The sequence below is a fragment of the uncultured Ruminococcus sp. genome, assembly GCF_946415235.1.
GTDB lineage: Bacteria > Bacillota > Clostridia > Oscillospirales > Ruminococcaceae > Ruminococcus.
This window is the reverse complement of sequence record NZ_CAMKRR010000014.1, coordinates 1-20,665: the sequence shown is the minus strand read 5'-3', so window position 1 is coordinate 20,665 and position 20,665 is coordinate 1. Positions and strand designations below refer to the sequence as shown.

Annotated in this window: 21 protein-coding genes; 15 read left to right on the top strand and 6 right to left on the bottom strand. The window is 47.4% G+C overall.

Features of this window, described 5'->3' with window-relative positions:
• The first annotated feature begins 1 nt into the window (after position 1).
• Positions 2-538 (top strand): NUDIX hydrolase, encoded by a 537-nt coding sequence (locus tag Q0R37_RS05150; protein WP_294752161.1) that lies wholly within the window; start codon positions 2-4, stop codon positions 536-538.
• Positions 539-580: 42 nt separating this feature from the next.
• On the opposite strand, the gene spoVG is transcribed toward Q0R37_RS05150, so the two are convergent.
• On the bottom strand, positions 581-880 hold the full coding sequence (gene spoVG, locus Q0R37_RS05145) for a septation regulator SpoVG (RefSeq protein WP_294752158.1): 300 nt from the start codon (positions 878-880) through the stop codon (positions 581-583).
• A gap of 258 nt (positions 881-1,138) precedes the next feature.
• Here spoVG and murC point away from each other — a divergent pair, with 258 nt between their 5' ends.
• The 12 genes from murC (at position 1,139) to Q0R37_RS05085 (ending at position 12,647) form a co-directional block, all read left to right on the top strand.
• Complete coding sequence (murC, locus tag Q0R37_RS05140) at positions 1,139-2,557, top strand: UDP-N-acetylmuramate--L-alanine ligase (RefSeq protein WP_294752156.1); 1,419 nt, start codon at positions 1,139-1,141, stop codon at positions 2,555-2,557.
• 1 nt (position 2,558) lies between these two features.
• The gene (lexA, locus tag Q0R37_RS05135; protein WP_294752154.1) at positions 2,559-3,140 is read left to right on the top strand and encodes a transcriptional repressor LexA; all 582 of its coding nucleotides are present in this window, start codon (positions 2,559-2,561) and stop codon (positions 3,138-3,140) included.
• Between the two features lie 138 nt (positions 3,141-3,278).
• A complete protein-coding gene (locus Q0R37_RS05130) occupies positions 3,279-3,641 on the top strand; it encodes a cell division protein ZapA (RefSeq protein ID WP_294752151.1) in 363 nt (120 codons plus the stop codon).
• Complete coding sequence (locus tag Q0R37_RS05125) at positions 3,641-5,677, top strand: U32 family peptidase (protein WP_294752148.1); 2,037 nt, start codon at positions 3,641-3,643, stop codon at positions 5,675-5,677. Before Q0R37_RS05130 ends, Q0R37_RS05125 begins: the two co-directional genes overlap by 1 nt.
• Entirely contained in the window at positions 5,674-6,114 is a 441-nt protein-coding gene (gene dut / locus Q0R37_RS05120) for a dUTP diphosphatase (RefSeq protein ID WP_294752146.1), read from the top strand. Before Q0R37_RS05125 ends, dut begins: the two co-directional genes overlap by 4 nt.
• 32 nt (positions 6,115-6,146) lie before the next feature.
• A complete protein-coding gene (locus Q0R37_RS05115) occupies positions 6,147-6,404 on the top strand; it encodes a DUF4321 domain-containing protein (RefSeq protein WP_294752143.1) in 258 nt (85 codons plus the stop codon).
• A 181-nt stretch (positions 6,405-6,585) separates the two neighbouring features.
• On the top strand, positions 6,586-7,602 hold the full coding sequence (locus Q0R37_RS05110) for a rod shape-determining protein (protein ID WP_294752141.1): 1,017 nt from the start codon (positions 6,586-6,588) through the stop codon (positions 7,600-7,602).
• An 11-nt stretch (positions 7,603-7,613) separates the two neighbouring features.
• Positions 7,614-8,480: a rod shape-determining protein MreC gene (gene mreC, locus Q0R37_RS05105; protein WP_294752139.1), complete on the top strand. Its 867-nt coding sequence runs from the start codon at positions 7,614-7,616 to the stop codon at positions 8,478-8,480.
• A complete protein-coding gene (locus Q0R37_RS05100) occupies positions 8,470-9,048 on the top strand; it encodes a rod shape-determining protein MreD (RefSeq protein WP_294752136.1) in 579 nt (192 codons plus the stop codon). Before mreC ends, Q0R37_RS05100 begins: the two co-directional genes overlap by 11 nt.
• Before the next feature lie 51 nt (positions 9,049-9,099).
• Positions 9,100-11,394 (top strand): penicillin-binding transpeptidase domain-containing protein, encoded by a 2,295-nt coding sequence (locus Q0R37_RS05095; protein ID WP_294752133.1) that lies wholly within the window; start codon positions 9,100-9,102, stop codon positions 11,392-11,394.
• A 97-nt stretch (positions 11,395-11,491) separates the two neighbouring features.
• Positions 11,492-12,277 carry a M23 family metallopeptidase gene (locus Q0R37_RS05090; protein ID WP_294752130.1) on the top strand — a complete coding sequence of 262 codons (786 nt, stop codon included), beginning with the start codon at positions 11,492-11,494 and terminating at the stop codon, positions 12,275-12,277.
• A gap of 103 nt (positions 12,278-12,380) precedes the next feature.
• Positions 12,381-12,647, top strand: a complete 267-nt coding sequence (locus Q0R37_RS05085) for a GNAT family protein (protein WP_294752127.1) — start codon at positions 12,381-12,383, stop codon at positions 12,645-12,647.
• A 48-nt stretch (positions 12,648-12,695) separates the two neighbouring features.
• On the opposite strand, the gene Q0R37_RS05080 is transcribed toward Q0R37_RS05085, so the two are convergent.
• The 5 genes from Q0R37_RS05080 to nudC all read right to left on the bottom strand — a co-directional run bounded on the left by Q0R37_RS05080 (position 12,696) and on the right by nudC (position 19,301).
• Positions 12,696-14,033, bottom strand: a complete 1,338-nt coding sequence (locus Q0R37_RS05080; protein ID WP_294752124.1) for an ABC transporter permease — start codon at positions 14,031-14,033, stop codon at positions 12,696-12,698.
• Entirely contained in the window at positions 14,020-14,733 is a 714-nt protein-coding gene (locus Q0R37_RS05075; protein WP_294752123.1) for an ABC transporter ATP-binding protein, read from the bottom strand. The genes Q0R37_RS05080 and Q0R37_RS05075 overlap by 14 nt, the downstream gene beginning before the upstream one ends.
• Positions 14,734-14,738: 5 nt before the next feature.
• Positions 14,739-16,190 carry an efflux RND transporter periplasmic adaptor subunit gene (locus Q0R37_RS05070; protein WP_294752120.1) on the bottom strand — a complete coding sequence of 484 codons (1,452 nt, stop codon included), beginning with the start codon at positions 16,188-16,190 and terminating at the stop codon, positions 14,739-14,741.
• A 146-nt stretch (positions 16,191-16,336) separates the two neighbouring features.
• Positions 16,337-18,247, bottom strand: a complete 1,911-nt coding sequence (locus Q0R37_RS05065) for an EAL domain-containing protein (protein WP_294752118.1) — start codon at positions 18,245-18,247, stop codon at positions 16,337-16,339.
• A gap of 217 nt (positions 18,248-18,464) precedes the next feature.
• Entirely contained in the window at positions 18,465-19,301 is an 837-nt protein-coding gene (nudC, locus tag Q0R37_RS05060) for an NAD(+) diphosphatase (protein WP_294752116.1), read from the bottom strand.
• A 171-nt stretch (positions 19,302-19,472) separates the two neighbouring features.
• Here nudC and Q0R37_RS05055 point away from each other — a divergent pair, with 171 nt between their 5' ends.
• Positions 19,473-20,015 carry a GNAT family N-acetyltransferase gene (locus Q0R37_RS05055; RefSeq protein WP_294752112.1) on the top strand — a complete coding sequence of 181 codons (543 nt, stop codon included), beginning with the start codon at positions 19,473-19,475 and terminating at the stop codon, positions 20,013-20,015.
• 14 nt (positions 20,016-20,029) lie between these two features.
• Entirely contained in the window at positions 20,030-20,578 is a 549-nt protein-coding gene (locus Q0R37_RS05050; protein ID WP_294752109.1) for a GNAT family N-acetyltransferase, read from the top strand.
• The last annotated feature ends 87 nt before the right edge of the window (positions 20,579-20,665 follow it).

The window sequence follows — 20,665 nt, the reverse complement described above, 5'->3', positions numbered from 1 at the left end:
CATGCATTTACAGGAAAAAACCATATCCAGCGACCTTATCTACGAAGGTCCCATCTTCACCATCACTCACGATAAGGCAGAGCTCGAAAACAGCAAGACTGCTGTACGTGACGTACTCCACCATAACGGCGGTGTATGCGTGATACCCATAACCGAGAATAACGAGATATTTCTCGTGAAGCAGTTCCGCTACCCATTTCAGACCGTTACACGGGAAGTCCCTGCAGGCAAGCTCGAAAAGGGCGAGGATCACGGCGAATGCGGAAGGCGCGAGCTCCTCGAGGAAACAGGCTATACCTGCAAGGAATATATCTACCTGGGAGAAATGCTCCCCACACCCGCATACAACACCGAGATAACATATATGTACCTTGCCAAAGGACTCACCTTCAGCAGTCAGAGCCTTGATCCGGACGAGTTCCTCGACGTTGAGAGGATACCTCTCTCGGAGGCTGTAAAGCAGGTAATGGACGGAACTATCCGTGACGGAAAGACGCAGATTGCTGTCCTCAAGGCAGCACGTATGCTGGGTATATAACAAAAAGACCTGCATATCGCAGGTCTTGGTGTCTGACTTATATCAGACAGCTTCTTCGCTTCCCTCGGGCTGTTCTGTCTCGAGCACAGCAAGCTGTCTTTCATATGCGTCAAGTATGGTCTCCTCGAAAAGCTTTCTTGCGGAAGCTGATATAGGATGAACGATGTCACGGAATACTCCGTTCTCGTCCTTTCTGCTCGGCATTGCTACGAAAAGCCTCTCGTCGCCCTGCACCACCTTGATGTCATGTACGGCAAACAGTTCGTCGATAGTTACCGAAACGACTGCTCTGAGCCTGCCGTCAGACATGATCTTTCTGATCTTTACATCTGTGATTTCCATTGTTTTCCTCCTTGTCAGTCTTTGTGACTCACGGTACACGCACCGAATTAATTTATATTTATAACCATTAATTTCGGCAGAAAGTAAACCTATAAACTATTATACCTCACATTTTGTAAAATTGCAAGCGCTTTAGACGAAATGAGGGATAAAATTTTATAATAATTCTGTGACAGAACGGTGAAAACCGTTCCGCACACTTTCATGCTCGGAGAGCATACCCCCTTTTAATTCTTTTATTCAGGAAAGGTGATCGTTTTGGATATCAATATCTTAAAAGGCAAAAAGCACATTCATTTCATCGGTATAGGCGGTTCGGGAATGTATCCGCTGGCGCAGATACTCCATTCACAGGGCTATTACCTCACAGGCTCTGACAACAACGAGACAGAGACACTCGATGCAGTAAGAAAAATGGGTATCCCGGTTTTCATCGGTCAGAGAGCAGAAAATATCGAGGGCGCAGACCTTATTGTACACACTGCCGCCATCATGGCAGACAATCCCGAGCTCATGGCTGCAAGAGCAAGCGGAGTACCCGTACTTGAACGTGCAGACCTTCTCGGTATCGTCACAAGTTGGTACGACAACGCAATCTGTGTTTCGGGAACTCACGGCAAGACCTCAACTACCTCAATGATAACGCAGATCCTCTTCACCGCAGGGGTTGACCTCTCCGCATATATCGGTGGAAAACTCCCATGCATAGGCGGAAGCGGCGTTGCGGGCAAAAGCGATATAATGGTGTGCGAATCCTGCGAATTCGAGGACCATTTCCTCAAATTCTTCCCCGATATATCCGTTATCCTCAATATCGACGCCGATCACCTTGATTACTTCGGAACACTGGAAAATATTATCAGGTCATTCCATAAATTCAATGAGAATACCTCAAAATGCATTATCGTGAACGGCTCTGACGCCAATTCAATGAAGTCCCTCGAGGGCATCAGCGGCAAGGAGATCATCACCTTCGGCAAGGACAGCTCCTGCGACTACTATCCCGAGAACGTAAAGCATGAAAACGGACTTCTCACCACCTACGACGCAATGTACAAGGGCGAAAAGCTCGGGACAATAACACTCCACGTTGCGGGCATACACAATGTGCTCAATTCCCTTGCTGCTGTTGCCGCTTCACGCTATGTTGGTGTTGACTTTGAGTTCATACAGAAAGGCCTTGAGGACTTCCGCGGTGCCAAGCGCCGATTTGAAAAGCTGGGCTTTGAAAAGGGCATAACCGTTGTGGACGACTACGCTCACCACCCCACAGAGCTCGAAGCTACCCTCAATGCCGCTATGGAGATGGACTTCAATAAGGTATGGGCAGTTTTCCAGCCCTTCACCTTCTCACGTACAAAGCTGCTCCTTGACGACTTCGCAAGAGTATTACAGATACCAGACCACGCGGTTCTCACTGATATTATGGGAAGCCGCGAGAAGAACACCTACGGAATCTTCACACGCCACCTTGCGGAAAAGATACCCGATTGTATCTGGTTCCCGCAGGACGAGTCCGCAGAATGGACTGACGAGCGCAAATACGCCAATTTTGAGCAGATTTGCGACTACATCTGTGAACACGCACAGGAGGGCGACCTCGTTATAACTCTCGGCTGCGGCGACGCATACAAAATAGCGAAAATGATACTGAAAAAGCTTTCGGAGGAGAAATGATATGCTTAAGGATAAGGAAATAGCTGTTTTCAACTATATAAAGTCACGTCTGAGCGACGGTATGTCCCCGTCGGTAAGGGAGATTATGGACGCAATGGGCTTCAAGTCCACGTCCACAGCTCACCGATACATAGAGACCCTCGTCCGTGAGGGCCTTATCGAGAAAACAGGCAATCTCAACCGCACTCTCCGCCTGCCCAACAGCGGCACCACATCGGTTCCCGTTATGGGTACGGTCACCGCAGGACAGCCTATCACAGCCGTTGAGGACATCACGGGTTATATAGGCTTTGAAGCTCCCGGAGTAGATCCGCAGGAGCTCTTTGCGCTGAAAGTACGCGGCGAAAGCATGATAGACGCAGGCATACTCGACGGTGATATAGTAATAGTAAAGCGCATGAACTACGCCGAAAACGGCGATATCGTAGTTGCCTTTATAGACCGTGAGGAGGCTACGGTAAAGCGCTTCTTCAAGGAAAAAGGCCATTATCGTCTCCAGCCCGAGAATACCACTATGGAGCCCATAATCGTCAATGAGGTGGAAGTCCTCGGCAAGGTCATTGGCTTGAAGAGATATTACTGAGCCATGTAGGGGACGGCGCAGCTAATCATCGGAAACTAACCACTAAAATAAATTTTTTTCAAAAAACACTTCCCTTTTTGCGAAAAATAGTGTATAATGTAGAGTGGTTAATAATACGCCACGGAAAGGACGATATAAATGCTTAATGAAGTAAAGGTCATAATATGCGGTAAGGAGTACAAGATAAAAACTGCCGAAGCTCCTAACTACGTTTATGCTCTCGCAAGAGCCCTTGAAACAAAGATCAACGAGATCACCGCAGCAAGCGGTTCTTCGCCTTATGCAGCTTCCATAATGGTTGCAATGGCTCTCCTTGACGACCTCAACAAGGCAAATCAGCGCCTTGACAATATCCGCGATCAGACAAAGGAGTACGTGGACGAGGCAGGCAGGACACGTATAGAGCGCGATGCTGCCCAGAAGGAGATCGAGGTGCTCAAGTCCAAGATAACACAGCTTGAAAATATGGTCAAGCTCAAGCAGCTCAGCGACAGCATTTGATGAGCAAAACCGAGATACTCGCTCCCGCAGGCAGCATGGAAACTCTCCGTGCGGCTCTGAGATCGGGCGCTCAGGCTGTATACATAGGCGGAAAGCGCTTTTCCGCGCGAAGCAGTGCCGCTAATTTCTCTATTGAGGAAATAAAGGAAGCCGCTGCTCTCTGCCACAGATACGGTGCAAAGCTCGACCTTGCCGTAAATACGGTGATATCCGACGATGAAGCTGCCGATTTCTGCGAGTACATAAAGGCTGCCGCCAAAAATGGCATTGACGCTTTCATAGTTCAGGACTGGGGCTGTGCCGAGCTGATACGCCGATGCGTTCCCGACGCCGTGCTCCACGGTTCTACGCAGATGTCGGTGCATACAGCCGCAGGAGCTTCGCTTCTGAAAGAGCTGGGATATTCAAGAGTAGTCCCCGCAAGAGAGCTGGACAGGGATACTATTTCCCGCATATGCAAGGTCGGCATAGAGACTGAGATATTCGTACACGGTGCACTGTGTATGTCCGTCTCGGGACAGTGTTATATGTCGGCAATGATAGGCTCGCGCTCCGCCAACCGCGGCTGCTGCGGACAAGCCTGCCGGCTTCCCTTTTCTGCTGTTGGCAATAAGGACAAAGCCGCTCTTTCACTGAAAGACCTGTCGCTGCTCCCCAATGCCCGTGAGCTTGCCGATATGGGAGTTGACTCCTTCAAGATAGAGGGACGCATGAAGCGCCCCGAATATGTTGCTTCCGCCGTACACGAGCTGAAGAACGCCCTTGAAGGCCATGCCCCTGATATGAAGCTCCTCCGCGGAGTTTTCTCCCGAAGCGGCTTCACTGACGGCTATTTTACGGGTAAAAGGCAGGATATGTTCGGAGTCCGTGAAAAGGACGACGTTATATCCGCCCATGAGCTCATACCGAAGATACACGAGCTTTACCGCTTTGAGCGCAAAGCCTTCACTGCTGATTTCCATGCGGTCATAAAAGCAGGACAGCCTGTGGTCATAACCGCGGTATGCGGCAATGTATCGGCTTCCGCCGAGGGCGAAGCTCCTGAAAAGGCTCTGAACCGCCCCACAGACGAGGCTGCACTGATAAAGCAGCTCTCAAAGCTGGGAGATACTGTATTCAGCTTCGGAAAGCTCACATCAGATCTCGATGAAGGGCTTATAGTCCCCGCAGGAAAGCTCAATGAGCTGCGCCGTGCGGTCACAGAAAAGCTGACAGCTGCCATAACTGCCGAAAATACACCTGTATATACCATCTCGGACTATTTTCCGCGTATTCCGCAGATAAGCCGGGGAGAGACTGCCGAAAAGCTTCCTCTGCGTACATTCTGCCGCACTGCCGGGCAGATAAAAGCTGCCGCGGAGCTGTCGGAGCATATAATAGTCCCCATGGAGCTGCTCGATGATGATATACTCGGCAGCGTGGATATACAGAAGATCATCATTTCGCCGCCCCGCTTCATAGTCAATGAGGAGCTCATTACCCAAAAGCTCACAGAACTAAAGGCAAAGGGGCTTGACAGGCTGTACTGCCACACTCCCGACTGTATCGCCATTGGCAAAAAGGCGGGATTAAGGCTTCACGGAAGCTTTACTCTCAATGTTTTCAACTCCTACAGCGCGGAATATCTCCGCGGTCTCGGCCTTGAGGACTGCGTTTTCTCTGTGGAGGCAGCTCTTCCGCAGATATCAGCCATACGCACCGAGCTTCCCATAGGAGCTGTGATATACGGCAGACTTCCACTTATGCTCACAAGGAACTGCCCCATAAAGAACGAAGTCGGCTGCGGAAAATGCACCAAAAGGCTCATTGACCGCACAGGCAGGGAGCTCCCCGTCGTATGCTCGAAGGACTGCACGGAGATACTTAACGCCGACAGGCTTTGTATGCTTGACAGACTTGACGAAATACATGGTATAAGCTACGGCGTTATATATCTTTCTGATGAGGACGCCGACAGCACCCGTGCCGCTCTCAGCGGACGCAAGCCGCAGGGAAATATTACCCGCGGACTTTACTACAGAGGTATCACAACATGAAACTCACCTTTAAAAAGCTCGATCCACGGGCTGTTATACCCTCAAGGGCTACTGCGGGCAGCGCAGGTCTTGACCTTTGCGCCTGCCTTGAAGCTCCCGTTGTACTCGCCCCGGGAGAAATAAAAATGATACCCATAGGTATCACGGCAGAGCCTGATTCCGACGATATCGCTCTGCTCATATACCCACGCTCGGGACTGTCCTCAAAGTACGGTGTTTCCCTTGCAAACTGCGTGGGCGTAGTTGACAGCGACTACCGCGGAGCATGGTTCGTCCCCCTTATAAACCACGGAAAAGAGCCATTTACCGTTGAACACGGTATGCGCGTGGCTCAGATGATACCAACACGTATATTAATACCCGATATAGAGGTCAGCGACGAGCTCTCGGAAACAGAGCGCGGGAGCGGCGGCTTCGGTTCATCGGGAATTAAATAAATCATATAAAACAAAGGATTGGAGATATCATTATGAAAAAGACACTCTATTTTCTGCTTCTTTTTGTATGCGCCTGCATTCTCGGAGGAGTTATCGGAAACGTTTCATCAGGCTCTTTCGCATGGCTGGGCTATTCAAGAGGTATAAGCCTTTCTCCCAGCACCTTCTCTATGGAGCTCTTCAGCATCACATTCGGCTTTACTTTCAATATAAACGTTGCACAGATCATATGCATAATCATTGCAATATATGCATATATCAAAACTGCGCCCAAGGTAGTTCCCGATTAATAATCGCTTATTATCGTCCTTTTCGACAGTTTTTCATCACCGCCCTGCGCTTATGTTTCCGTATTATACTAAAATCGCAGGTATCGGGAAATTCTTGTAAAAAATTCTTGTACATATTTCCCGTTGGTGATATAATATAATATGTGTATATACAGAATCATTGCATTTAAGGAGCTGCAGAATGTTTACAAAAGATATTGGCATTGACCTCGGCACTGCTAATACCCTCGTATATATGAGAGGAAAGGGTATAATAATAAGAGAGCCCTCGGTAGTTGCCGTAAATACCAGAACGGATAAATGCCGCTATGTCGGTAAGGAGGCAAAGGACGTCATCGGAAGGACCCCGGGTTCCATAGTTGCCGTAAGACCTCTCAAGGACGGCGTTATAGCCGACTTCGACATTGCCACAACTATGCTTCAGGAATTTATAAAAAAAGCTCTGAAGGGTACCTTTTTCACAAAGGCAAATGTTATCATATGCATCCCGTCGGGTGTTACAGCCGTTGAAAGACGTGCGGTGCGCGAATCCTGCAAAAAGGCAGGCGCAAATAACGTCCTTATCATCGAAGAGCCTATGGCTGCGGCTATCGGTGCAGGTCTCCCCACAAATGAGGCGGCAGGCAGCATGATAGTCGATATCGGCGGCGGTACCAGCGAAGTTGCCGTTATATCAATGGGCGGCATAGTTGCTTCACGCTCGGTAAGATGTGCGGGCGATGAATTCGACGCCGCTATCATAAACTATATCAAGAAGAAATACAATCTCCTTATCGGCGAGAGGACCGCAGAGAATATCAAGCTCGATATCGGCTCGGCTTTTCCAAGCGAAAAGGAAGAATCACAGGAAATAAAAGGAAGAAATCTCCTCAACGGACTGCCCGAGAACGTCACCGTAACATCAGCTGAGATACGCGACGCTCTCGTTGAGCCCCTTTCAAGAGTCATAGACGCCATAAAGTCAACTCTTGAGGAAACTCCACCAGAGCTTTCCGCCGATATCATAGATCACGGCATAACTCTTGCAGGCGGCGGCGCTCTGCTGAGAGGTCTGGACAAGCTCATAAACCGCGAAACGGGTATGCCCGTTTATATCGCAGAGTATCCCCTTGACTGCGTTGCAGAGGGTACAGGAAAAATACTCGAAAACATCAACGATTATCAGGACGCTCTCACTGAAAACGTCAAGTACTATTAAGGGGGAGCTCCATGCGTGATTTCATAAAAAGCACCAGATTCAAGATTCTGCTTGCTTTTCTCGCATTTCTCGTGGGAATAATGGTCTATGCCGTTACAAAGGGCGGCTATTCCGTTTCGGGAGCGTCCTTTATCAATACCCTCACCAAGCCCTTCCGCGCCGCTTCCAACGGCATAAGCATGAAAATGGAGCATACCGTTGACAAGCTGAAAAATGCGGACAGGTATTTCGAGGAAAATGAACAGCTGAGAAAACAGATCGGCGAGCTAAATGCTCAGCTCACCGATTATGATGCTGTAAAGGCTGAGGTGGAGGAGCTCCGCAAGTTCGTTACGATAAAGCAGGATCATGAGGACTATCTGCTCTCTCAGCCCTGCAAGGTACTGGGGTATGTTACCAACGATCCCTTCAAGTCATTCACTATCGACAAGGGCTCTGATGACGGTATCCTCACCTATTGTCCCGTTGTGACTGCCGAGGGTCTTGTGGGTATCACAGTTGAGGTCTCGGAGCACGTTTCCACCGTTAGGACCATTCTCTCACCCGATCTTTCCGTAGCTGCCGTTGCTTCCGCTTCAAATGCGGATCAGGGCATAATCGAGGGAAATGTCCTCTCATCGGAAAGCGGTCATACCAAGCTCATTCACGTGCCGAAAAAGAACAAGCTCAAACGCGGCGATCTTATGATAACTGCGGGCTCAAGCGGTATTTTCCCCAAGGACTACCCTATCGGCACTATCATAGAAACAGGCTTCGATTCAAACGGCCTTTCGGTATGCGCTGAGATACAGCCATGCGTGGACGTTGCCCGTCTTACCTCTGTTATCGTTATAACCGATTTCAGCGGCAAGAAGGAGGAAGACGAAGATGAGGATTAGATCTACCCGTGAGCAGCAGATACTCCGCGTAAAGACTGCTCTCCGCTGGCTGGTGTACTATCTGCTCATCTTTCTCAGCTTCATCATCATGACCTCTGGTACTCTTTACAAGCCCATACTCCTTGTTCCGCTTGCCATAGGCATTGCCATAAACAACAATATCTACGGTGCGGCGGTAACGGGAGCTGTCTGCGGCTTCCTTACGGATATAAGCTGCGGTAAGCTCTTCGGCTACAATGCGGTGATACTTGCTTTTTTCTGCATTGCCGCAAATCTTGTATTTGAGCTTTACCTCAGAGACCGCTTCATCAACTTCATGATGATAACTGCCGTTGTTTCCTACATACAGTGCAGACTGGACTATAAATTCTACTATCAGATGTGGGGCTATGAAAATGTAAGCCGCATATTTGTGAGAGTTTCCCTGAGAGTCTGGATATACACTGTAATATCAGCGGTCTTTATATATATCGTGCTGAAGCTTGTAAACCGCTTGCTCATGCCAAAGGAACACCTGACGATCGAGGAAGCTCTGAATACGAACATTCAGTCGGAAAACAGAAGATAATCTTTCAGACCGCACCACAGGTGCGGTCATAATCATAAAGGAGGCAGACCCTTGAAAGGATTTGCGGAAAATCTCAAATCTATCATTATTATACTGCTGGTAGTGATGCTGGCTCTCCTCAGCTCCTTCCGCCTTATGAAAATTCAGGTGGTGGGCGACAAGGAGATAGCTACGCCTCAGCTCTATGAGCCCGGCACCCTCACCTACACCAAGGGCGTCAAGGCTACTCGCGGAGAGATAATGGACTATGCGGGAAATGTGCTCATCACCAATGACTCCCGTACAGACCTTGTGCTCCAAATGGCTTTCTTCCCTACCGATCTTCAGGAGGGAAACAGGATACTTCTCGGTATATACAGAGCCCTCGACGAACACGGCTATAAATTCGAGGAAAGTATTCCAGTATCCTTCGAGCAGCCGTACTATTTCAAAAAAACTGACGTTTCCGAGCTTATCTCCGACCTTAACCTCAATGTTTACGCTACTGCGGAAAACTGCATCGACAAGCTCATTTCCGATTATGAGATAGCCGAGGACTATACCCCCGAGGAAAAGCGTATCATCGCAGGTATGCGCTATCAGATGATAGACAAGGACTTCTCCTATACCAACGATCTCCTCCTTGCAAAAAATGTAGACGAAAAAACAGTCGTTGAACTCAAGGAGCTCGGCAATTTCTACCGCGGCATCGAAGCTGTGGACGCTTGCGAAAGAAAAATAGTCCGCGGAGATATCCTCCCCCACGAGATAGGCACTGTAGGCCCTATCTACGCCGAAGAATACGACGAGCTCAAATCAAAGGGCTACAGCTATAACGATACCCTCGGCAAGAGCGGTATCGAGTACGCTATGGAAACTCCTCTCCGCGGTCTTAACGGCGAAGAACAGATAGCTGTAAAGGACGGAGTTGTACGAGACGTAAAGACTATCGCTGATGCTACCTCGGGCGAGACCGTAAAACTCACCGTTGACGGCGCTTATCAGCTGAAATTGCAGGAGGTTCTCGACAACTTCCTGAACTATACCTTCCCTGCAATAAACCCCATGCCAAGTCTGCTGAAGGGAAAATGCGGAGCTGTATGCGTCCTTGACGCCAAGACCGGCGCTGTAAAGGGTATGGCTACTGCTCCCACCTATAACCTCAAGGATTACGTCGAGAATTATGAATACTTCTTACAGGCGGATGATTCTCCCCTTGTAAACCGCTGCACCTACGGTCTTTACCGCCCCGGCTCTACTTTCAAGACCATAACTGCTACAGCAGGTCTCAACGAGGGCATAGTCACAGGCGGCACTCCCCTTTTCTGCGGCCATGACTACTGGTTCTACGGCAGTCACTACTCATGTACGGGCAATCACGGAAATATCACAATGCGCCGTGCTATAGAAGTATCCTGCAACAGCTACTTCTATGAGCTTTCACGTATGCTGGGTATCGACAATATCACAAAATATTCAAAATTGTACGGACTTTCTTCTCATACAGGCATCGAAACAGGCGACGCAGAGGGCTATCTCTGTAACCCCGAGACCTTTGAGGAACACGGTCAGGAATGGGTAATAGGAAATGTTATACAGGCAGGTATCGGTAACCAGGACTGCGGTATCACTCCCCTGCAAATGGCTGTTGTTGCAAGCACCATAGGAAACCGCGGAGTAAGATATCAGCCCTATATCGTTGACAGCTACTACACCTACGGTTCACGCCAGCTCATCAGAAAGACAGAACCTGTCGTTGCCAATCAGATAGAGCTGAATACTCCCGATCTTTATGACTATATCATAGGCGGTATGATCGACGCTTCACGCAGTATGCCTGCGAAGTATTCCCTTTCAAACCTCGGCTTCGATGTGGCTATAAAAACAGGTACTCCTCAGGTAGGTGCAAACCCTAACGACCAGAACTCGTTCTTTATCGGCTTTGCTCCCGCGGACGATCCCGAGATCGCTTTTGCAGGAGTTGTCGAGCACGGTGAATACTCGAAATATATGATAAGGGACCTTATCCTCGCTTATCAGGAATGCTATGGCCTTAACGGCACAGCTCCCACAAAGCATGATCTTCCCGATGAGATACGTCCCGTTCTCACTACAACCGAAACCACGACTACAACAACTACAGCGACCACGACGACTGTCACAGCAACTACCGCAGCTACAGTTTTTGAGCCATACACTGAGCCCGAGACCACTGCTGCATATCAGCAGCCATGGTCTCAGCCAACAGAGCCTGCTGCTCAGAACACTGAGCCGTGGACAGCTCCCGATGCTTCTCTGCCTCCTGCTTCCTCCGTGGATACCAGCGGCTTAACACCCGAAGCTTCACAGGAGCCCGATGATAACTGATAAAAGATGGTGTGATATCACACCATCTTTTTGCTTTATAGCAAGACGTATGCATATTTTTCGATGATATGTCAATAATACTGTCGGAGGTGTTAGTGTGAAGAAAAACGAACTGACCGACAAATACTACGGAAAAGGCTCTAAAGGCTTCTACGCCGCTCTCGGAATAAGTGCCGTAATGATTGGCGCTGCCTGCCTTTTCGCTCACAAGCAGGGTGACAGGATAACGCAGGTAAAGCCCTCTGCCGAAAAAAACAGCATCGTGCATGAGGCTGCCGTTGACAAACGAGTTACCAACATACCCAAGACTACCGCTGCTCATGCATCCCCCGTGACAACTGCTGCGACTGCTCCGAAAATAACCGAGATCCCGCAGCAGACCATTCCTGCCGCCGAGATAACTGTTGATGCTCCTTTCAGTGATAACAGCTTCAATGAACAGGCTCAGCCAGCGGCAGCCGATCTTTCGGGAGCTGCTGCTCCTCTTGCGGATATCGGCAATATCCTCAGCGAATTCAGCAACGGAGAGCTTGTAAAAAACGCTACTACGGGAACATGGCAGACTCATAACGGTACTGACATAGCCGCAGAGGTCGGAGCAGATGTCTATGCAATAGCGGACGGCGAAATAAGATCAGTGACCAACGATCCGCTCTGGGGAGTTTCGGTAGTTGTTGACCATAATAACGGATATATCTCAAAATACCGCGGTCTCGGAGCTGATCTCGCTGTAAAGCAGGACGATAAAGTAAGCCGCGGCGAGATTATCGGCTGCGTGGGTGAAACTGCGGATATCGAAAGCAGTCTCGCTCCGCATCTTCATATCGAAGTCATTCACGACGGAAAATTCATTGACCCTATGTCTGTAACTTCCTGTAACTGAGACAAGCTCACTTCTGACTTTTCGGGAGTGAGCTTTTTTCTTGACTTTTATTATTATATGTGATATAATCTGATTTATATTTTATATGCAGGGAGGCATCCTTATGAACGCACTTGTCATCAATTGCAGTCCTGTGCAAAACGGCGCAGGTCATATCGGCTATTATATAGCTCCCCCATACCGCGGAAAGTGCTTCGGCACACGCGGTCTCGGACTTATTGCGGATATTGCCCGAAATGTGATCTCCGAGGACGAGATATACCTAAGAGTACATAAGAATAACCCCGCTTCCCTTAAAGCCATGCAGAAAAACGGAGGTTATATCCACCATGAGGACGAGCAGTTCTGCTTTGTCCGCATTAAGAAATGATAAAAGCCGATGTCTGAAAAAGACATCGGCTTTTCTGATCTTCCGATATTATTCGTATCTGAGTGCCTCGATAGGGTCCAGCTTTGCTGCTTTTCCTGCGGGGTAGCTTCCGAAGAAAACTCCGATAAGCATTGAAAAACCAAGGGAGAGCAGTATCGCATTGAGCGAGGGCTGTATGGAAAGTGCAACGAAATCCTGATATTCGGGCATCTGTCCCAAAGCATATCTTGCGATATAGCCTATGAGGTAACCGTTGAATATTCCAAGAAGCACACCTATTATGCCGCCTATGAGACAGAGTATAATCGCTTCTACGATAAACTGCGTCTTGATATGGCGCTTTTTAGCTCCGAGAGCCTTTCTTACGCCTATCTCCCGCGTTCTCTCGGTAATGCTGACAAGCATGATGTTCATTACGCCGATACCGCCTACAAGAAGCGAGATAGCTGCTATTATGGATATTACCAGTGTTACGATGTTAAGTACCTTATTTACAATTCCAAGCTCATTCTGCGGATCGTATATCTCGATGCCCCAGTACTTGTTGTTCCTGTACTTTTCATTGAAGAATCTTTCGATATCCCTTAATGCCTGATCCCTGTCCATCGACATATCGTTCAGCATAAATGTAATATACCAATCGCGGGAATTGCTCTCGTTTGAACGGTTCAGCTTTTTTGCGGTTTCATAGGGTATCATAACCGGCGTTTCCCTGTCCATGAAATTAGACGTTGACTGCATATACTTTTCAAGTATCTTAGGAAATTTGAAAACTCCTACGATAGTGAAATCGGTATCGCACAGACCTGTTATATCCAAGCTGATATCGCTGCCGACAGCATTTGCGTCCTCGTGTCCGAAATACTGCTTTACAAATATATCCGAAACGATTATCGAGTGCTTTCTGCCATTGTCGTCATCATTATTTACGGTCCTTCCGCTGAGCATCTTATATATGCTCGCGGATTTAATGTATCCTTCCGTCACGCCTGATATGGAGACATTGAGCTTATCGCCCTTCTTGTTCTTCACCGTTCCCGCACCGAGATCGTTTGACCTGCTGACGAGGTATCTTCCCGGATACTTTGCTTCAAGCTCCTTCAGCATATCATCGGTTATGTAGTCGTCTTCCTCCATGGGTCTGTACTGATAAACACCGTCTTCATCCTGGTTTTCCTCCTGCTTGAAGCGGTACTCCACATCAAAGGTCTGACCGCCGAGCTTGTTGAAGGAGTTTGAAAGTGTCTTTTTCAGTGAATTTCCGAGAGTTGTAATGGTTATTACCGCACTTATGCCTATTATGATACCGAGCATGGTAAGTATGGCTCTCATCTTGTTCGACCTGAGAGAGGCTATGGCAAGGCGTATATTTTCAAAGAAGAACATTCTGCCCACCTGCCTTTCCCGTGTCGGATATGATCTTTCCGTCCCTGAGAGTGATTATCCTGTCCGTTTCGGCAGCAAGCTCCTTGCTGTGAGTGATAAGGACTATGGTCTTGTTCTCCTCCTTGTGCAGCTTGTGAAATATATCCATTACCATATGTCCCGTTACGGTATCAAGTGCGCCCGTAGGCTCGTCCGCAAGTATGATGGACGGCGAATTGGCAAGAGCTCTTGCAATGGCTATCCTCTGCTTCTGACCGCCCGAGAGCTCGTTGGGGTTATGGGTAGCTCTGTCGCTCATTTCCACCATTTCAAGCAGCTTTTCCGCACGGCGTCTGCGCTCTCTCCTGCCGACGCCTGCATAAAGCATTGGCAGCTCTACATTTTCTATGGCATTTGTACGCGAAACAAGATTGAAGTTCTGGAACACAAAGCCTATCTCCTTGTTTCTTATAGCGCTCAGCTCCGAATCGTTGAGCTGTGCAACATCAATGCCGTTGAGCATATATACACCGTCTGTGGGACGGTCAAGAGCTCCTATGATATTCATTAGGGTACTCTTTCCCGAACCTGAAGGACCTACTATGGAAGTAAATTCTCCCTCGTTTATCTTGAAGTTGAGTCCGTGAAGTATCTCAAGCTCGTTGGGCATTCCGATATAGAACTTCTTTACTATACCGTGCATAGAGATGATCGTCTTCATCGGCATTACTCCTCGGGAACGCTGAGCGGGATAAGGTCGCCGTCAGATACGCCCACGGGATCAGTCAGAACGATATCTCCCTCGTTTACATAGCCTGATATGATCTCGGTGTAGTAATCGCCCTCAAAGCCTTTTGATATCTTACGCTTTGAGATACTGTACATATCGTTTTCCTGAGGCGTTGCAACGAATATGAAGTATCCCTCGTTCTCGCCGCCGCGGATAGCGTCGTAGGGAACGCTGAGCACATCCTCGCGCTTGTCGAGGATTATCTTTACGCTCGCAGACATTCCGATGAGGAGACCGCAGTCCTTTTCCTCTACGCTTACCTCAACGGTATATCCGCCTGTTTCATATTTAGCCTTGCCTGAGGAGATTATTTTCTCTATACGCTTTACCCTGCCCCTGATTATCCTGTCCTCTGTTGCGCTGGTCTTTATCTCGGCTTCCATGCCCTCGTTCACCTTGAGGATATCAGCCTCGCTGACCTTGCCCGACACGATAAGCTCGGAGGTATTCTCGATAGTCATGATATTTCCCGACTCGGGAACGCTTCCCTCGGAAATATTGAGCTCGGTAACGACACCGTCCCTTTCCGCTCTGACAGTACATTTTTCTATCCTCTCACGGAGCTCTTCAAGCTGGCTGTCCCCGGAATCGTCGGAAACGGTATACTTCTCGTTATCCAAAGCATCCTGTGCGCTCTGGACCAGCTCATCGCCCTTTTCAACTGCCGCATTGTACGCTTCGCTGGCAGCGTCAACAGCACTGTCAAATCCTGGCAGACTTTCCTGAAAAGCAGCAAGCTCCTTTTCTGCTTCCTTAAACTCATTTTCAAGAGCGTCAAGCTCCATTTTCATGCTTTCCTTGTTATGGGCGTCGTCAGGGGTATTCGCCCATGCGTTATATACGTCTATCTGTCTGCTGTACAGTTCGTTGTAGGCGTCTATCATTCTGTTATATTCGTCATAAGCTGCATCGCGCTTTGAAACAGCCGTATCATATGCCGACTTTGCCTTTGAAATGAGCGAATCCTTCTCGCTCTGCGCCTTGTTGTAGTTTCTGACGATAAGGTCGTGGCTGTGCTGTGAAGCCCCCTGCACCTTTTCACTGTTCCTGACCAGCTTGTCATACTGATCCTGAAGCTTCCTGCTGTCGAATTCACAGAGTATATCCCCTGCCTTAACGCTGTCTCCGACCTTTACATTGAGCTTGCTTACCTTGAGTGTGGGATCGGCAGTCACCATGAGCTTGTCACTGCTGGATATCTGTCCCGAAAAGCTTGAATAGCTCGTAAGGTCCTGACGCTTTACAAATCCGCAGGTATCAGAGCGCGTGACTATACTCTGAGTCGCTCCGCGTATGGCATTTCTCACAAACAATACTCCGCCGCCGATAATAAGAAGTATAATAAGCAGTATCACGATACGTTTTATTATTTTCTTGCTGTTTCCCATCTTCCTGTCTCCTCCTAAGAGATTATTTATACAATAATCATAGCATATTTTACATGAAACGTCAATAATTTTCTCTCCGTTTACCCCAAATGATGCATAAAATACAAAGGGTGCGATGAATAAGCTCTATCGCACCCTTTATAAAATTATACATGAAGAAGAAATTTTCTCAGTTCCTCTATTGGTATGGGCTTTGAGTACTTGTAGCCCTGTAAATACTGCGCCATCATAAGCTTGCAGCGGTCCTCATCGTATTCGTTCTCAACGCCCTCGAAGAGTATGGAGTATTTGAGGTCGTGGAACATATTTGCGAAGGTCTTTACCATATACTGCGAAGAAGCATTTTTCAGCGACTCTATCAGCAGCGAACGGTCAAACTTGATGATATCGAAGGGTATTTCCATGATACGCTCGAAATTTGAATAGCCTGTTCCGAAATCGTCAAGGTAGAACTTTATTCCCAGCCCCTGAAGCTGTATAACGCGCTGTTTCATAAGATTGAAGTCCGCGTCGCTTCGGCTCTCTGTTATCTCAACAGCTATTTTTCCGTATTCTATGCCGTTACTCTCGATTATGCCCTTGACCTCATCGCAGAACGAATCGTATCTAAGGTCTATAGCCGAAAAGTTTACGGATATGCGCTTGACTATATAGCCCTCGTTCAGGAAGCCTTTCATTGCAAAACAGGTCTTGTTGAGTATTATCATACTGAGATTGTGTATCAGGTTAAACTGCTCGGCAAGAGGTATGAACTGATCGGGGAATACCATTCCCGTCTTGTCAAGCTTCAGGCGCATAAGCGCCTCTGCTGTATCGTACTGCCCTGTATTGAGATTGTATACGGGCTGACAGTAAACAAGTACACGGTGGTCGAAAAGGTCCTTTTTTTCAGCGATATCTTCAAGCTCGCTGAGAATATAGTGCTTGTCGTAATAATCCTTTATATCATCGGGCGTTACACGCACGACGGTATTGAACGGCATTTTCATGTCGGTATAATCAATGATATTATGGTAATCACTTACATTTATCACACTGTCCGACGACTCCATGATAACTATCTTATAATCAATGTTGAATTTTGTATGGCTCTTTTTGAAGTCATCAAGCATCTTTGCTACTATCCTGTCGTATTCAGTATTCTTCTGCTTTACTATCGTCATGACGAAGCTGTCATTCGGGAAGCTGTAAAGTATCGCCTTTTTGACGTTGATACGGAAGAATTCGTAAAATTCAGTCCTGAGATCGGCAGATTTGGTTATCTTTGAAGAGAAACCCGGCATATGGCAGCACATAATGATCATTTCTTTTCCCTTTGAAAGGTTTTCTCTGATCTCATCAGCAAAATATTCTCCCGAGACCGCACCCGTATCAATATTGAAGGGATTGGAATGGAACAGGAAAATAATGCTTATTATAGGCAGGAAACAGCATATGGAAGTATATGATACCTGTCGTTTGAGCCCCTGTATGCAGAGAAGAAGGTTTGACATTACCAGAACGCTCATAAGTCCCATGAATACCTTGGTAAGCAGCCTTTTTCTGAACTTTATCAGCATGTACACGATATTTATCATGAAAAGCATATAAAGCATTTCAAAAATATCAAAGCCTGCACTGAACCTGTGATCTTTTGTGATATAGAAGCCGAATTTGAAATACGACGCCGCTATATCAAAAAGTACCGCAATGACTGCCGATGTAAAAATGACTATCCTGTTTATCTTCTTATTGCGTAAAGGAAGCCACAATGATCCCTTTATGTACCTTATATAAAAGATCATAATGAAAATAAAGATAACATGATGAATCAGCCTCATACCATAAATGAAAGGTATATTCAGATCATCCTTCAGCAGGCCGGTCTGGAAATAAATGTTTGCCGACGCAGCCAAAAATCCGAATATAAGGATATGCATTATAATGCTGAAGCTCGTTTTTTCTTTTCCTATATGCGTTTGCTTGATCAGTATCCCCATTACAATACACAGTGCAAGAACTATAATATCTCCTACAGGCGTGTAACTTCCGAGATAAAGTTCAGAATTCACAAACATATTTCCACCCCCCTGTGAAAAAAGTCAAATAGAACTCTCACTTTGTCGCACACATATATTATAACATTTTCTACTAAAAAAGTCAACCAGAAATCACAAAACTGATAAAAATGCTGTTAAAGTTTTACAATGAGCCGGTTTTTGTCAGATTATTGTATAATACAGCCGTTTTGCCGAACAAAAAACAGGAGCTGTACAAAAGCAGCTCCTGCCGTATTCAAATATTGCCGTTTTCCTTGAAAAGCTTCATCATCTCATTGGTCAGACTGTGCTCATAGGGCTGGAGTACTATATCCTCCCTGCTGACCCATTCTGCGTATTTCAGCTCGGATTCGTCCATTTTTATGGCATCGTCACCGTCCACATCACAGTAAAAGCCCACAAGCAGGTCGGAAGCCATTCCCCACGGCTGGGATTTATAGTAGCGTATATTCTTAACGTGCAGCCCTGCCTCTTCCATGACCTCGCGCTGAACGGTCTGTTCGAGGGTCTCTCCTATCTCCGTAAAGCCTGCGATAAGAGCATTGTGTGCAAAGCCTCTCCTGTAGCGGGTTATGAGTATCCTGCCGCCGTTGATGACTCCCACTATGACCGCAGGGTTTATCCTCGGATAGACCTTATTTCCGCAGCTTTCACAGACAAGAGCTCTTTCCTTATCATCACAGTGTGTGTTTCCGCCGCATTTTCCGCAGAATTTGTTTTCCTCATACCACTTGGCAAGGTGAAAAGCCGTAAAAGCCGCAAAAAGGTACTTGCCGCTGCACTTATCCCTAAGTTCACGGATCGTATAAAGGGCAAAGCTGCCGTTTTTGATCTCAATTTCGCCATTTCCGCGCACAAGGAAGAACGCCTCGTCATCTACCGAAAAAAGATATATCATATCAGTATTTTCTGCAAGCTCGGAAGCCCGCGGAAAATTCACATCGCTTCCGCTTATGTCGGCAAGTATCCTGCCGTCCCAGAAACAGACCGCAAAGCTCTTTTCGGGACAGTCCGAGGGCTGAACCCTGCGGAAGCTGTTGTCAAGTCTGCTCGGGTAAATATCCTGTATCATTTCAGCTGCTCCTTTTTGATCAATTATTGATAACACATTAATTATACAATATGAGCAGCAGTACGTCAAGGGCAGATATATCTTCCGTCGCTGTTTCTCTGCGTTTGCTTGAATTGTTAACATTTATATGATATAATAAATGTAACGAACTATTCGTAGGAGGTCTTTGCCATGCAGCACAGCGGTACAAATACTATAAATACTCCGAGGCTCCTGCTTCGCAGGTTTGAAGAGGGAGACCTCAGTGATATGCTCCGCAACTGGGCAGCAGATCCCGCAGTGCAGACCGAATACGGCGAGCCTGTATATTCCACAGCCGCAGAAGCAAAGGAGCTCCTCGATAAATACATCAGCGGCTATGACAGCAAAGGCTTTTACAGGTGGGCTGTCATAGAGAAAACAAGCGGACAAAATATAGGACAGATCGCATTCTGCCGCGTATATGAGGATATCCGCACCGCAGAGATAGAATACTGCATAGGCTCTGCCTTTCAGGGACACGGCTATGCAGGAGAAGCTCTTTCCGCAGTGATCTCGGAGATATTCGGAACAACGGATTTTTGCAGACTTGAAGCATACCACCGCGCCGAGAACAAAAAATCGGGACGTGTGCTTGAAAAGTCCGAAATGAAAATAACGGATAACGTAGAACGTTTCAGACAGCAGGGCATTTCTCCTGAAGGAGAGGTGTGCTACTGCATAGAAAAAAGCTGAACAGGAGGTACGCTATGAAACTCAATTTCACAAAGCTAAAACCAAGCAGCCCTGATTTCCGCAGGATAAAACAGCTTTACATGAGAGCCTTCCCAGCCGATGAACGCGCACCTTTTCTTATGCTCGTTCTGAAAGCCAAGAAGAAAAACGTGGACTTCTGGTCCGTACACTGCAATGACGAATGGGCGGGAATGCTATATATCGTCAATTACCGCGATCTTTCATACATCTTTTACCTTGCTGTTTCCGAGGAGTGCCGAGGCAAGGGTATAGGAAGCGCAGTTTTGCAGAACGCAAAGAAGCTCTACAAGGGCCGCAGACTTTTCCTTGCCATAGAACAGCTTGATGAGGCGTCCGAAAACTACGACGAAAGGGTAAAGCGCAGACAGTTCTATCTGAAAAACGGCTTCAATGAGCTGCACAAGAAGCTCCGCGAGGGAAAGGTAACATACGAGATACTGGGCATAGGCGGCGACGTTGAAGGCTCGGAGTATGTTGCGCTTATGAAGTCCTACGCGGGAAGCATACTCTCTAAGCTTTTTACCATGGAATTTGTGGACTGAATATACTTTAAAATGCTGTAATTTGCATTAATATAAATCATAATTTATATTCGTAGGGGCGGATATTATCCGCCCGAAATTACACTT